A 14,782-nucleotide genomic window follows, 5' to 3' on the forward strand; every position below is an offset into this window, starting at 1 on the left:
GATTAGACATCTCCCTTCATCGTCTTTTGATTCCATCTTATATACTGAAGAGTGATCAACTTAAAGGCTGTAAACACCCTTTTTGTCGCAATGGCGAATAGAATGCCTATACCGAATACTCCAATCGAAACGAATAATTCAGAATACTCGAAATGGCCGAGATATAAGAAATCCACAGCAACAGCAACCGGGGCTACGACCAGCAGCGACAAACTGGCAATCGTGAGCCATACCGACCACAGAGTCAGTCCTAGCGGAATCGCGAGTATGATGTTCAAGAAAAAAAGTCCGATTGCCGTGAAGAAGTTGCGTGCAGCTCGATTTCCCTTCTTTTGCTGTGAACGCATTTCTTCGAATGTCCGTGCGTAGAACGGATCAGATCCTGGCGTTTGTGCATCATACCGGTCACCGAGCGCTTCTTTGGCAATCTCGATCGGATGCCCCAGTTCCCGTGCAATCTCTTCTTCCGGTCTTCCTTCTCTTAATCCCATCTCAAAATGCTGTTCATAATCAGCGAGCAATTCTGCCCGTTCCAGCGGGTCCATCGGTCTTAAATGAATCTCCATTGCCTGCATGAATTGTTGTCTATTCATTGGGGGTACCTTCCTCTATAAGATTTGCGACATTGCGCACAAAACCATTCCATTCATTCGTTAGAGTCTTCATATAGTCACGGCCGGTATCAGACAGTTTGTAATACTTACGTGGTGGTCCTTCACTGGATTCTTGCAGGTAAGTCGTACAATAGCCGTCATTGACCAATCTTCGCAAAAGGGGATACAGCGCACCTTCCGCCACTTCAATATGCTGGGATACAGCCTGAGCCAGTTCGTAGCCGTAACGATCCTGGCGGTTGATTAACACGAGGACGCATAGTTCCAGCACCCCTTTTTTGAATTGAATATTAACATTCACTTGGGTTCCTCCTTGTTGCTCTATCCAATCACTAGTGTGTATTGTTCAGTAGTCGTAAATTCATCATAGCATCCGGTACTGTTTAATGCAAGGTAGTGATTTTAAAATAGTTCCGTATCACGATTTCCCGCTAAGTTGGATTAACTTCGTTTTCTCGCTATTTTATCTATAGATCAGCATACGCAAAACCCGAATCGGTTACTTCCGTCTGAAGGCGGATTCCGATCCGGGTCTATGGGATGAAGATATACGCTGATGGGGGTATCAGCTTGGTTTATTCTTGTGCTTCCAGCATCTTAAGGTCTTTAACGGCAGGTCCTTCAATGACTTTGCCCGCGTAATCGTAGCGTGATCCGTGGCATGGGCAATCCCATGAACGTTCCCCGGCATTCCATTCGACTTCACAACCCAAATGGGTGCAGGTGGTATCCACAAGAAAGAGTTTGCCAGTCGGGTCCTTGTAGGCGCCAGCACGTTTGCCGTCATGGCGAACAACAGCCCCTTCATCGTTGCCGAGTTCTCCCGTGTTTTTGTGAATAATGCCGACTTTGCCAGAGATCAGTTCCGCGGCTACATTGACATTCTCTACAAGGAAGTTTTTCACACCAGGGTCTACCTTGAATCTTGCAGGATCGAATACTGCTGCGTAAGAGTTATCTCGTCCAGTAATCCGGTCTGTAAGGATATGTCCAGCCATCGTTCCTGTGGTCATGCCCCATTTGGCAAAGCCGGTAGCCACATAGACACGTTCATGTCGTCCAGTAATTGGCCCAATGTAAGGGACCTTATCGATGGAGATCAGATCTTGAGCTGACCAGCGGAAAGGGATGTTGCGAATGCCAAATGTATCGGCTGCATAACGCTCCAAATTTTCATAATGACCGACAGTGCATATGCCCTGTCCGGTTTTGTGATTTTCTCCTCCAAAGAGGATGTGTTCCTTCCCTTTATGAATGACAGTACGCAGGGATCGATAGGGTTTATCGTCAGAGATATACATGCCACCTGTGAAAGGTTTCTGAGGTTCAACAACAACAGCATAGGAACGCTCGGCGTGCAGCCGTGAAAAATAAAATCCGGGGTCATAGACCGGGAAATGGGAGGCAACAACGACATGTTCGGCCGTTACGGATGGACCATTCTCATATGTCCGCACATGTAGCGAGGCATCTTCCTCCACATCGGTTACCGTTGTATGTTCGTAGATGCGGACACCTTGCTTGACTGCGGATTCCAGCAGATAATGTAAATAACTAAGCGGGTCAAAGCGAGCTTGTCCCGGCATCTTAATACCTGCTCTGGCCGGAACAGGGATGGGAAGGGGATCAACCCATTGACCAGGAATATTCAGCTTGCCATAGGCAGTCAGCTCAATCTCCAGCTTCTTGAGATTCTCCTCGGATTGAATGTAGACATAGGCTTCTTCCTCTGCCCACTGGCAATCAATCTGTTTCTCTTTTACCAGATCGCGCATCCACTTGGCGGCTGTTGCATTGCCTTCATAATACATGCGGGCCTGTTCTTCTCCAAAATGATGAAGCAATTCATCAAATATCACGCCATGCTGTGCCGATACCTTGGCCGTTGTATGGCCTGTTGTGCCATCCAGTACTTTTCCAGCTTCAAGCACGACCACGCTCATTCCCGTCTGGGCCAGCAAATAAGCTGTTGTGATACCTGCAATTCCTGCACCAATAATGGCTACATCGGCTGTTGTATCTTCTGTCAGTTTCGGATATTCATTGAATGTGTTTGTCGCTCTCCACAGGGATTCCGGTATGGAAGGCAAACCTGTCGGGGGCTGTTGATGCTCACTCACTTGATTTTCCTCCTTCAATATTCTTCTTCATTAAGGACTATGCTTAGCTCAATAAGTACGTCATATCTATACTCCTATCCATGATTACCATACTGTGCCAGAATAAAACGATTGTCCGCATACTTTCCTGAGGAAAGTTCACATTTTCCTGTGAAGCCCCCCTGTTTTTTTTGCTAAACATGCTATATGATAGATTTACCGAAACCGTTTTAGTGAATGAAATGAAGAGTTAACGACGGCTCGTAAAGTGCTTGTTCTAAAAGGTTAAATCTTCGAATCGTGAGCTCGGATATGTCAAGAATACATCGTATTAATTTATCAATTATGTATCCGCTATCATTCTAAATAAATCAATGAATTCCCAAAGGAGATTCCATATTATGACCAACCAAACGAAATATCCGTTTCAGGATACAACGATCGAACTGGATACACGTGTAAAGGACCTCGTGTCCCGTCTGTCGGAAGATGAGAAAATCGAATCGATGCTGCAATACCAACCCGCAGTTGAACGACTGGGTATCGCAGCATATAAACACGGTACAGAAGCAGCCCATGGTCTGGCCTGGCTTGGCGAAGCGACTTCCTTCCCGCAGCCAGTAGGGCTGGCGTGTACCTGGGATGCGGACCTGATGAAAGAGATCGGCTCCGTGATCGGAGACGAGGCACGTGTATTTTATAAACGCAATCCAGCAGTAAACGGTCTGACTCTGTGGGCACCTACGGTTGATATGGAGCGTGATCCACGTTGGGGGCGGAACGAAGAAGCTTATGGTGAAGACCCGGAACTGACTGCTGAACTGACAACGGCGCTGGTTAAGGGAATCCAGGGCGACCATCCGAAGTATTACAAGGCGGTTGCTACGTTGAAGCATTTCCTTGCAAACAATAATGAAGTGGATCGTGGCAGTGGTTCATCAAGTATTGATCCGCGCAACATGCGTGAATATTATCTGAAAGCGTTCGAGAAACCGTTCAAAGAGGGCGGCGCACAATCAATGATGACCGCGTACAACTCTATTAATGGTACACCGGCATTGCTGCATCCGTTTGTAAACGAGATTGTGAAGGGCGAATGGGGCATGGATGGCTTCATCGTGAGTGATGCAGGGGATGTCATGGGGATCAAGAACGATCATAAATACTATGATTCTCACACACCAGGAACAGTGGAGTCCGTCAAAGCCGGAATTGACAGTATTACCGATGATGCGGATCTGTCGAAGCAGGCGCTGCGTGAAGGGCTGGAGCAAGGTACACTCACAATGGAAGACATCGATCTGGCGTTGTTCAATACGTTCCGTGTGCGTTTCCGTCTAGGTGAATTTGATCCGGCTGAGGGCAATCCATATGCTTCGATTGGTGAAGAAGCGATGATGACGGAGAAGGCGAAGGCCCTTTCACTGAGAGCAGCGAGAGAACAAGTTGTATTGCTTAAAAATGATCAAGGCACGCTTCCACTGGATAAAACAAAATCCGGCAAAGTGGCCGTGATTGGCCAACTGGGCGGAACAGTCTATCGTGACTGGTATGCAGGCACCATGCCATATAGCGTATCCCCGCTTGAAGCGATCAGTGGCAAAGTAGGCGGCGACAAGGTTGCATTCAAGGATGGCAATGACCGCATTACATTGACTTCAGTGGCAAGCGGTAAGGCTGTCGGATTGGCTGAGGATGAGAAATCATCCATCATTGCTTCAGGGAATGCTGAGACATTTAAAGTGAGTGACTGGGGCTTTGGCAGTTACACGTTGAAGGCAGACAGTAATGGGAAATACCTGACGACGGATGAAGAAACGGTTACGGCATCGGCGGATGAAGTATATGGCTGGTTTGTGAAGGAAGTATTCCATCTGTTGCCACAACAGGACGGAAGCGTGGGGCTGACGACTTGGAACGGTAAAACAGTAACGGCACCCAATAATGGAAACGATGCGTTTGCGGTATCCGAAGAGTTGAAATCTTTCGGTGCTACGGAAACGTTCAAAAAGGATATTGTGGTGAATGGGTTGGAGGAAGCGGTAGCGGCCGCGAAGGAAGCGGAGACAGCGATTGTATTTGTCGGCAACAATCCACTTGTGAATGGTAAAGAAGAGATCGACCGCCCAAGTCTGGACCTGGCTGAATCCCAGCAGCGTCTGGTTGAAGCCGTTTATGCAGCGAATCCAAATACCGTTGTAGTTATCGTGGGAAGTTACCCGTTCACGTCCAACTGGGTGCAGGAGAACATTCCGGCTGTATTGTATACATCCCATGCAGGACAAGAGTTGGGGAACGCTGTGGCTGACGTATTGTATGGCGATTATGCACCAGCAGGCCGCCTGAATATGACGTGGGTGCAATCGGCAGATCAGCTGACCGATATCAGAGACTACGATATCATTCAATCCGGACGTACGTATCAGTATTTTGAAGGTGATGTACTATATCCATTCGGACATGGATTAACGTATGCATCGTTTAAATACAGTAATTTGGAGCTGAACCCGGCCCAAGCTGGAGTCGAAGAGACCATTACTGTGCATGTGGATGTGACGAATACAGGAACGATCGCCAGTGATGAGGTTGTGCAGTTGTATGTGCGTGCCGGGCAGTCCCGTGTTAAACGTCCACTCAAAACGTTAAAAGGTTTCCGTCGTCTTCATATTGAAGCTGGGGCTACAGTGAAAGTCAGCTTCACACTGCCAGTTCAGGAACTGGCGATCTGGGATGTAACCCGTGATCGCTATGTGGTCGAAAGCGGTACCTACTCCATTATGGTGGGCAAATCTTCTGCTGATGTTCAGCTTGTTGCTGACCTGACGGTACAAGGGGAGACTATTCCTTCACGTAATTTGGGTGTGGCTACTCGCGCCGAAAATTACGATGCATACTTCGGTGTGGATCTGGATGAGAGCAAAGAAGGCGGAGCCTCTGTCCGTGTGATTGGTGAACAAGGCTGGATTGCCTTCAAGGATGCAGATCTGGGAAGCAATGCAGCAGCGCTTGAAGCTCGTGTATCATCAGAGCAGGCAGATGCGGTATTGGAAATTCGACTGGGCGCACCTGACGGTACACTGGCAGGACGCGTGGAGCTGGCACAGGGTAAGGCACAGCAGTGGTCCACGGTTAAGGCAGACCTGAAAGGTGTATCAGGTCAACAGGATGTATACCTCATGTTGTCCGCAGGAGTACGTGTCAGCCATTTCGAGATTCATTAAGTCGGATAGAATAACATTAGCAAGATGACCATGACCAAAATGGAATGATAGTAAATGAAAAATCCTCCGAAGAGATTCGGAGGATTTTGTTTGTGCATTTGGTTGAGTGGGTTAGGAGTTTCTTTTTCCTTTTTACTTTCCGTCAAATGTAATCAGTTTGTGCACAAATTGTTTCAATTGTTGGTTCGTTGCATTCAACTGCTCAATCGTGCTCATAAAATTGTTAACCAGTTCCGCTTGCTCCTGAGAACTCGCGGTAATCTCCCCAAGTTCATTCTCCATCCCCTGAATGGATTGGCGGACGGAGAGGAGGGACTCTTCAATACGCGTGGTCGCTTCCTTTGTATCTACGGACAGCTTGCGGATTTCCTTGGCGACGACGCCAAATCCTGCACCTGCTTCACCGACACGAGCAGCTTCGATGGCGGCATTCAGGCCGAGCAGATTCGTTTGTTCCGAGATTTCACGGATGAAGCTGGCGACCTGAGTCACGTTGCCTGATTTCTGTACAGCTTGTTTGGAGTTGTTGCGAATTTCTTCGGTGGTGGCGCTCAGCTCCTCCGAATGTGCAGCTACGTGCTGAACGCTGTCAATCAACTGGTTGGTCAGGTTTTCGGTAGCATTCATGAGCTGCTGCAGCTGATCCTGATCATCCATACTATAGAGCAGGTTGAATATAGCGATGACCTCGCCCTGTTCATTTTTGATCGGAAGGTAGGCGACATCAAACGGCACTCCAAATAACTCCTTCGGGTAATGATCAAATTGTTTGTCCGTACCACCTTTCAGATCGGCAAAATCACGATTAGGCTCGAGCAGTGGATCACCTGCTTTGAACTCTAGTTGTTTTAACGACTCTCCTGCGGAAAAATACAGGAATTTCTCCCGGTCAATAATGGAAAGGGTTACATCTTGGCGAATCGTATCCCGAAAAAAGGGCATACATGCGATTAGTGATTGAATCATATCCATTGGAAAGGTCCATCTCCTCAATTTTCTGATCTGATAAACGATTGTTTTAAATTGTTATTTAATAACTGCCTATATCATATATCGTCATGCAATAAGGAATAAAATAGAGAGAAATGATAATATATGATCCTTTAGAAGAGTTAGCTGCAGTTTCAAATACTTTTAGCTTCTGCATGGTTGTTCCGGGTGTACCGGACGGTAACTGGCAGGACACGTTGAAATGACGCAGGAGTACGTGTCAGCCATTTCGAGATTCGTTAAGTCGGATAAAAAAGACATTGCCAGATAAACAAATAGAATGATAGTAAATGAAAAAAGCCTCCGAAGGAATTCGGAGGCTTTTATTTGCATTCTCAAGCTTTGTTTAGATTGAAGAATCAGCGGTTACCCGTTCTCTTGCTGTACGAGCAGCATCCACCATGATGCTCAATGCATCTACAACTTCCGCTTTACCACGTGTTTTCAGTCCGCAGTCAGGGTTTACCCAGAACAGATCTGCTGGCAGCACTTGAAGTGCACGCTCAATCATATTCAACATCTCGTCCTTGCCTGGAACACGCGGACTGTGGATATCGTATACACCGAGTCCGATGCCTTTGTCATACGTATTCTGCTCGAAGCTGCCTACCAGTTCCCCATGGCTACGGGATGTTTCGATCGAGATCACATCTGCATCCAGGTCGCTGATGGCTTCAATAATATCATCGAACTCGCAGTAGCACATATGGGTATGCACCTGCGTTGTTGGTTTTACGGTAGCAGTAGCTAAACGGAAGGATTCCACGGCCCATTGCAGGTACTCATCCCACTTGCTCCGTTTGAGCGGAAGTCCTTCACGCAGAGCTGGCTCATCGACCTGAATCATCTCAATGCCTGCTTGCTCGAGCGCTTCAACCTCGTCGCGAATGGCGCGAGCAATTTGGTAGGATACTTCACTGCGTGGAATATCCGAGCGGACAAAGGACCAGTTCAGGATCGTTACCGGACCTGTGAGCATGCCTTTCACCGGTTTGCTGGTCAGTGTCTGGGCATAGGCCGTTTCTTTCACCGTCATCGGTTCATTGAACAGTACATCTCCGTAGATTACAGGTGGCTTCACGCAGCGTGAGCCGTAAGATTGTACCCAGCCATTTTTGGTGAAGGCGAATCCGGTCAGCTTCTCACCGAAAAACTCGACCATATCGGTACGTTCGAACTCACCGTGTACCAGCACATCCAGACCAATTTCCTCCTGGATAGTAATCCATTCTTGGATCTGTTCACGTACATAGGCATCATATTGCTCCGCATTCCATTCCCCTTTACGGAAGAGTGCACGTGCTTTGCGCACGTCTGCCGTTTGCGGGAAGCTGCCAATGGTTGTTGTTGGCAGCAGCGGGAGCGACCATTTTTGCTGCTGCAATTCGCGTCGCTCATGGAATGACGCGTTGCGAAGCAGCTGCTCATCAGCATGCACCCCTGCAGGCGCACCACTCAGGCGTGTCCGTGATTCGGACTCGCTCAGCAGGCGCACCGCTTCGGTGCTTGCCTGGGCGCGGCGGCTGGCTTCAGCCAAAGCCGCTGCTTGGTCCGCCTGCTTTGCACCGCCGGACAACAACGTGCCGAGCGTCGCTATTTCCTCCAGCTTCTCGTCGGCAAAGGCCAGGGCATTGCGCAGTACCGGATCAAGCGCGCTCTCCTGAGCAGCAGTAACCGGTACATGCAACAGGCTGCAGGAAGGCTGAATGATTAGCTTGCCTTCGGCTGCGAATTCAGCCACCTGCTCCAGCAGCTTCGCCGTCTCTGCGAGATCGGCACGCCAGATGTTGCGCCCGTCGATGACACCGGCGCCCAACCATTTATCCTGCGGGAAGCCATGCTCCCGCAGGCTGGCGAGGTTGCCTTCATAGCCGTGGACCAGGTCCAGGCCGATTCCGGCAACAGGCAGTGCTGTCACGACCGGATAAGCTTCCACCGATTCGAAGTACGTTTGAAGCAGTACCTTTAATTCCGGTGCAGCTTGTGCCAAGGCAGCGTACACCTGTCGTAGCAAGGCTTCATCTTCGGAAGAGACAACCAGCGTCAGAGCAGGCTCGTCGATCTGTACCCACTGTACGCCTTCTGCTTGAAGCTCAGACAGAAGCTGGGCGTATACGGGAACGAGGCGTGTGACAATCTCTGCAAAGCGTTCCGCGTCATAGCCTTTGGCGAAACGTACATACGAGTACGGACCGACTACGACCGGTTTACCTTCCAGCCCAAGCTCCTGCTTCGCTTCGCGATAGGCGGCAAGGGGTTTATTTTCAAGCAATGCAAATGCAGTATCATTATGAATCTCAGGAACGATGTAGTGATAGTTGGTGTTCAGCCACTTGGTCATCTCACAGGCTGTTGCCTGATCATTACCCCGGGCCATGGCGTAGTAGGTAGATACGGATACGGGTCCGCCTGAATGGTTAAAGCGCTCAGGAACGACGCCAAACATCGCCGATACGTCAAGAATATGATCATAGTAGGAGAAGTCGCCTACAGGAATCAGATCGAGCTGCTGTGCCTGCTGTTTCTTCAGATCCTGCAACCGAAGCGTGGTTAGCTCCTGATGAAGCGTAGATTCATCGATTCGGCCAGCCCAGAAGGACTCCAGTGCTTTTTTCCATTCGCGTCCCGCACCGATACGGGGGTAACCAAGGTTGCCTGTCAGTACTTGTGGCTGTTGTTGCTGTGATTGCGACATGTAAAATTCCTCCTCATTTATAATAGGTAACTCATCAAGTTGAAGCTATTGTGGTGTGTTTCTTTTGAAAGCATCAAAAAAAGGCATTCCTTCCGATTCCATACCCCGAGAAACAGGCATCATGAATGACGACTGTGCACAAAGATAGAATGGGAAAGAACACCTGCTATAAGTAGTTGTAGCGGTTGCTCTAACACCTTCCTATCTTCCGTAGGTCATGCGATGCTGTCGAAACAGGCAGGTCTCCTGGCTTGCGGATCATGGTCATATGCATTCCTTCCCGGTGGTTACACCAGTGGATTATATGCACAGACTCCCCGTATACAGTGGCGGGACCGCGACGGATTTACACCGTGCTTCCCTTTTAAGCCTGACCACGCATGTAGCGCGGTAGGCACCTGTTTCCGTGTGCAGAAATGTGCGTACACATCTCTGGCTATGAAATTGGCGACCAAGCATAGATGATAGATTGTATCATGATGCAATCGTCGTATACTTGCTCTTATGCTACCAATCATAGACGATAACCTAAGGGCTTGCAACATATATCATTAATCCGATCGGAAATAAAATATTGCTCTATGAATCCTAGATATATTGGCAGATTTGACTCCTTAAAATGAACCATATCATCGCCCACGCTGTGCTTGATCCCCCTCAAATAAAAAAATCGTTACCATGCATCTAACTGCATGGTAACGATTGTCCGGCCTGCCATTGTTGCACCCACATTAACGATGCGCTGATTACGACTGCCACGAAAAGGAAGAGACACATCACGTTCAGCTGCGATATAAGGCCCATCGATAATGACGTCGCATAGCTGGGATAACTCCGCCCGTGACGGGTCTGTAATCAATTCCTCATACACAAACCCCGTGTATGCCCATACAGTCAGATCAGGTCGTGCAGCCCGAAGCTGACGAACCCAGGATGCGCATTCTGCCGCAGAGAAAAAAGGATCACCTCCGCATAACGTTACCCCTTCCAGCAAGGGATGAGAGGTTACCTCATGCAAAATCTGCTGCTGCCGCTCCTCCGTAAATGGTTCGCCTGCACGGAAGTTCCATGAGCCGGGGCTAAAGCAGCCCGGACAGGCATGGCGGCATCCGCTGATGAACAACACGGCACGCAGGCCAGGCCCCTCATTCACCGATTCCGGAATGTAACCATACAGATTCACCGATGCTTCACCCGGTCTCTCACTTCGGCCTGCTTCGCCCCATTGAAGCGCACTTTATAGTCACCGGTCAGATATCCCGTCACCCGGCGCAGCCGCTGGAAATGCACGTGGTTTTCATGAGCCTCACATCCGGGACATACATCTCCAATAACGCCCTCATAGCCACAGGACGGACAGCGATCAATCGGATGATTAATGGAGAAATACCCGATGTCCTGGGCCAGCGCGTATTGCACGATTCGTTGGAAAGCGGCGGTATTGGCCCTTACGTTCCCGTCAAGTTCGACATAAGAGATCGCTCCGGCATTACATAGTGAGTGGAAGGGAGCTTCCAATTCAATCTTGCGATAGGCAGGAAGGGAATGATAGACCGGAATGTGAAATGAATTGGTGTAGTATTCCCGGTCGTTGACCCCCACGATGCTGCCATATCGCTCACGATCAATCTTGGTGAATTTGCCGGACAGTCCCTCGGCGGGCGTAGCGAACAAGGTGATATTCAGGTTATGCTGCTCACTCATCCGGTCACAGAATTCTCTCATCGTACGAATGATATTCAAGGCTTCTCGATGTACATGGAGGTCTTGTCCATGGTGACGGCCATATAGAGCGGTCATACATTCAGCAAGTCCGATAAAACCAAGGGATAACGTACCATGTTTCAACAGGTCAGCCACTGGTTCATTCGGAGCCAATTGTTCACCGCCTTCCCATACTCCTTCCCGCATCATGAAGTCCGATGCTTTGGCAGGCTGGTTCATCTGAATTCGATACCGGTGCAGCAGTCCATCCGTAGCATTGTGCATGACCGATTCCAGCGCCGTATAGAAGCCAGCCCGGTCAGCGATGGCTCTTGCTCCCTGGCAGATCCCATATCGAATACCGAGCTTGACCAGATTGATGGTGTTAAAGGACAGATTGCCTTTGCCGCTCTGACGATTGCGTCCGAAGCGATCAGCCAGTGTGCGTGTCCGGCATCCCATCGTCGCAATGATCGTATCGGGATCTTCCGGTTGATAATAGGGCAGGTTGAAGGAAGCATCCACATTGACAAAGTTCGGATACATGCGCCGTGAGGAGCAGGTCACAGCAAGCCGGAACAAGTCGTAATTCGGATCTCCCTCAGATTGATTAATTCCTTGCTTGCACTGGAAAATATGTTGTGGGAACACGGGCGTTTCTCCGTTACCCAGTCCCCGAATGGTCGCTTCCAGCAACGACCGGGACACGAGCCGACCTTCGGCTGAAGTGCACAGCCCGTAGTTCAGCGAAGTGAACGGAATCTGTCCCCCAGCACGACTGCTCATGGTGTTCAAATTATGGATCAGAGATTCGGCAGCCTGTTCGGTCTCCAGTTCCGTTTCTTCACAGGCAAAGGCAAAGGCTCGAGGACACTTCTCCTTTGCTTCATCGCTATCCAGATGCAGTTGCTCATCCTCAATTGGGGCAATCTCCCCAAACAGCCGTTGCCCCTTCCGATAATGCTTACGGAACGAACGCTTCACATAAGGTGCGAGATCCCAGTCGATTTTATTGGCGGATACACCGCCGTACTGGCTGTTTTGCTGGGATTGAAAAATAATGGCCACCAGTGCCATGGCAGACATGATTGTCTGTGGTGTACGAACTGAACCGTTGCCGGTATTGAATCCGGAGGCCAGCAGTCGGTCAAACGGAATAAAGATACAGTTGGTCGTTCCAAGGGCATACTGATCCAGATCGTGTACATACAGATCGCCGTTCTCCACAGCTAGAGCGAGCTCCTTAGGCAACACATGACGCAGAGCATGCCACTTGGCGGTCTCCGAACCGAGCCTGCTCATCTTGCCGCTGAACGAGTCTCCGTTCAGATTGGCATTCTCCCTCAGCGTATCGGCATCTTCAGCACCAATAATTCGTCTTCCCAGGTCAGATAGAAGATCAGATGCCGGTGGAGAGGCATACTCAAGCATGTTCATATCAGTTCCTCCTAAATAATGAAATTGAAATTGTATAGGGATAATGTCCATTCATTGAACACTACATGTAGAGTTTCTTTATCCATTTATAAACTATATATTGTTATTTAGGTGTGATAATGATCACATGGGAGAGGCTGATCGACTGTCATGATTTATAGCCCTGAATGATAAATGTTTTCAAAGCTGGAGGGTAAGCGTATAATTTCTATTTACCGTGCAAGTTCAGTTGACGATGCTTGAAAAAAGGATAGAAAACTTCATATATGAATAGTTTGTGACAGCTGTTTTGGAACATTTGATCCCTCGTTAATCGATTGAATCATACTGTGGGATACGGATTTGAAGTGCAGCTAAAACAAGAGGGGTGAATCATGGGAACGTTAGGCATTACAAGGGGCTTCTATGAAAATATACAGGAAGCCGCATCCCATATTGTAGATGTATTAAGCGGTATATTAAAGGTGAACACCATTTTCGTTGCCACGAATGATGGCGTGACGAATGTTATTATGGAAGCTTTTAACCGCGAGGAAGAGTTGATCGCCAAAGGTAGTGAACTTCCATTTGAAGCGTCATATTGCAGCTTGGTCTTAAGAGATAAGGGCAGCAGTCTGATCATCACGGATACATGTGAACATCCCCTTACGAAATCAATGGACGTAACAAGCGGACTGGGCAATCGTTTCTTTGTGGGGATTCCCATTATGCGGAGATCCGGGGAAACGTTCGGCACGATCTGTCTGATGGATGACCCTGATTATGTGATCAGTGAAACGGATATGAAAACACTGCAAGCCATGGCCGTTTTTCTCGGATATGTTGTGGATCTGGAAGATACGCTGCAAGTTCAGGAACAGAAGCTGAGTGATTCGGAGCAACTACAAGAGCAGTTGCAGGCAGAGAAGGAACGTGCGGAGTCTGAGGCAATGACCAAGACGCAGATGCTGTCGCTGATGAGCCACGAAATACGTAATCCGCTGAACGGCATTCTGGGATTAACGGATCTGATGCGTACACCAGATATGTCGGACGAGCAGGCAGAATATGTGAATATGATTGAAACCAGCGGTAACATTCTGCTCTCCCTGCTGAATAATATGATGAGTTTCAACGTCAATGACGCAGGCAAAACGGTTGTACACGATGATCCATTTGATCTGGTAGCCACGATTGAGAATACCGTTTATCTCTATGCGGGACTGGCGCTGAGCAAGAACATTGAGCTGGGATTGAACCTTGATCTGAATGTGTCCCAGGTTTTTGTCGGGGATGAGATCAAGATCGGGCAACTATTGGCCCATGTCATTCAGTATGCTCTAGATTCAACACGGACAGGTTCGGTATTGGTTACGGCAACCGTAGCTGGTGGAGATGCAGAGGAGGCAGGTACGCTTCAACTCCATGTGAAGTACACCGGACGTATGTTGTCTTCGGACAATAAGCTTAGATCATTTAACAATTTGGATGGAAATATAAGTACACAGAAGCTGGTAGGAACCAATCTCGGTTTGGCGGTCAGCCAGAATCTTGCCATCCTAATGAACGGCCGTATTCAGGTGCATGGCATGGGAGACAAGGAGACAGAATTCGAGATCTGCCTGCCGCTCCGCAGACATTGGGAACTGCCTCAGCTTGCCAATATTCAGCATCGACTGAAGGGCAAAAAGGTGCTGCTTGCCAAGGACCCTGACATTCTGCAAGGGGCCTCTTCCCTGATGCGCAGATGGGAGATGGATGTGCATATGACCTCAGTTACCACCGAAGCGTACGACTGGATTCAGGAGGGCTTTAAGCCTGATGTGGCCGTTGTGGATATGGGACTGTTGGAGGGCGGTGCTGTGGATTTTGTACACAAGCTGAAGCGCTTGGTTACAGATTCACCGGTCATTGTTCTGATCCCGTATGGCATGCATATCGATCCACATGAAGCGGAAGTCTTCGATGCGGTCCTGACCAAGCCGGTGAAGCAGGCTGATTTGTTGAATGCGTTAAGCATCATTGTGCATTAAGAATATGTGA

At 48.8% G+C, this 14,782-nt stretch carries 9 protein-coding genes and 1 riboswitch; of the genes, 2 read left to right on the top strand and 7 right to left on the bottom strand.

Annotation, left to right across the window (positions count from 1 at the left end):
- Positions 1 to 2: 2 nt before the first annotated feature.
- The 3 genes from A6049_RS24780 to A6049_RS24790 all read right to left on the bottom strand — a co-directional run bounded on the left by A6049_RS24780 (position 3) and on the right by A6049_RS24790 (position 2,734).
- Positions 3 to 593, bottom strand: coding sequence for an HAAS signaling domain-containing protein (locus A6049_RS24780; RefSeq protein ID WP_063567209.1), 591 nt, complete (start codon positions 591 to 593; stop codon positions 3 to 5).
- On the bottom strand, positions 586 to 915 hold the full coding sequence (locus A6049_RS24785; RefSeq protein ID WP_063567210.1) for a PadR family transcriptional regulator: 330 nt from the start codon (positions 913 to 915) through the stop codon (positions 586 to 588). The genes A6049_RS24780 and A6049_RS24785 overlap by 8 nt, the downstream gene beginning before the upstream one ends.
- Positions 916 to 1,189: 274 nt before the next feature.
- Positions 1,190 to 2,734 (bottom strand): FAD-dependent oxidoreductase, encoded by a 1,545-nt coding sequence (locus tag A6049_RS24790; RefSeq protein ID WP_063567211.1) that lies wholly within the window; start codon positions 2,732 to 2,734, stop codon positions 1,190 to 1,192.
- A 380-nt stretch (positions 2,735 to 3,114) separates the two neighbouring features.
- On the opposite strand from A6049_RS24790, the gene A6049_RS24795 reads away from it, so the two are divergent.
- On the top strand, positions 3,115 to 5,934 hold the full coding sequence (locus A6049_RS24795; protein WP_063567212.1) for a glycoside hydrolase family 3 C-terminal domain-containing protein: 2,820 nt from the start codon (positions 3,115 to 3,117) through the stop codon (positions 5,932 to 5,934).
- A 132-nt stretch (positions 5,935 to 6,066) separates the two neighbouring features.
- Here the strand turns inward: A6049_RS24795 and A6049_RS24800 are convergent, their stop codons facing one another.
- The 4 genes from A6049_RS24800 to A6049_RS24815 all read right to left on the bottom strand — a co-directional run bounded on the left by A6049_RS24800 (position 6,067) and on the right by A6049_RS24815 (position 12,760).
- Entirely contained in the window at positions 6,067 to 6,906 is an 840-nt protein-coding gene (locus A6049_RS24800; protein WP_063567213.1) for a methyl-accepting chemotaxis protein, read from the bottom strand.
- Between the two features lie 364 nt (positions 6,907 to 7,270).
- Positions 7,271 to 9,619 (bottom strand): 5-methyltetrahydropteroyltriglutamate--homocysteine S-methyltransferase, encoded by a 2,349-nt coding sequence (gene metE, locus A6049_RS24805; protein WP_063567214.1) that lies wholly within the window; start codon positions 9,617 to 9,619, stop codon positions 7,271 to 7,273.
- Positions 9,620 to 9,838: 219 nt separating this feature from the next.
- Positions 9,839 to 10,036: riboswitch (cobalamin riboswitch) on the bottom strand.
- Positions 10,037 to 10,292: 256 nt separating this feature from the next.
- A complete protein-coding gene (gene nrdG, locus A6049_RS24810; protein WP_063567215.1) occupies positions 10,293 to 10,802 on the bottom strand; it encodes an anaerobic ribonucleoside-triphosphate reductase activating protein in 510 nt (169 codons plus the stop codon).
- Positions 10,799 to 12,760: an anaerobic ribonucleoside triphosphate reductase gene (locus A6049_RS24815; protein WP_063567216.1), complete on the bottom strand. Its 1,962-nt coding sequence runs from the start codon at positions 12,758 to 12,760 to the stop codon at positions 10,799 to 10,801. The genes nrdG and A6049_RS24815 overlap by 4 nt, the downstream gene beginning before the upstream one ends.
- Before the next feature lie 374 nt (positions 12,761 to 13,134).
- Here A6049_RS24815 and A6049_RS24820 point away from each other — a divergent pair, with 374 nt between their 5' ends.
- Positions 13,135 to 14,772 (top strand): hybrid sensor histidine kinase/response regulator, encoded by a 1,638-nt coding sequence (locus A6049_RS24820; RefSeq protein WP_063567217.1) that lies wholly within the window; start codon positions 13,135 to 13,137, stop codon positions 14,770 to 14,772.
- Positions 14,773 to 14,782: the final 10 nt, after the last annotated feature.

It is taken from the genome of Paenibacillus sp. O199, from assembly GCF_001636635.1.
GTDB classification, from domain to species: Bacteria; Bacillota; Bacilli; order Paenibacillales; family Paenibacillaceae; genus Paenibacillus; species Paenibacillus marchantiae.

Excerpts from the sequence above, each read along its gene's own strand:
- A6049_RS24780 (WP_063567209.1), bottom strand. The coding sequence starts at position 593 with ATGAATAGACAACAATTCATGCAGGCAATGGAGATTCATTTAAGACCG.
- A6049_RS24795 (WP_063567212.1), top strand. The coding sequence starts at position 3,115 with ATGACCAACCAAACGAAATATCCGTTTCAGGATACAACGATCGAACTG.
- A6049_RS24800 (WP_063567213.1), bottom strand. The coding sequence starts at position 6,906 with ATGGATATGATTCAATCACTAATCGCATGTATGCCCTTTTTTCGGGAT.
- metE (WP_063567214.1), bottom strand. The coding sequence starts at position 9,619 with ATGTCGCAATCACAGCAACAACAGCCACAAGTACTGACAGGCAACCTT.
- A6049_RS24815 (WP_063567216.1), bottom strand. The coding sequence starts at position 12,760 with ATGAACATGCTTGAGTATGCCTCTCCACCGGCATCTGATCTTCTATCT.
- A6049_RS24820 (WP_063567217.1), top strand. The coding sequence starts at position 13,135 with ATGGGAACGTTAGGCATTACAAGGGGCTTCTATGAAAATATACAGGAA.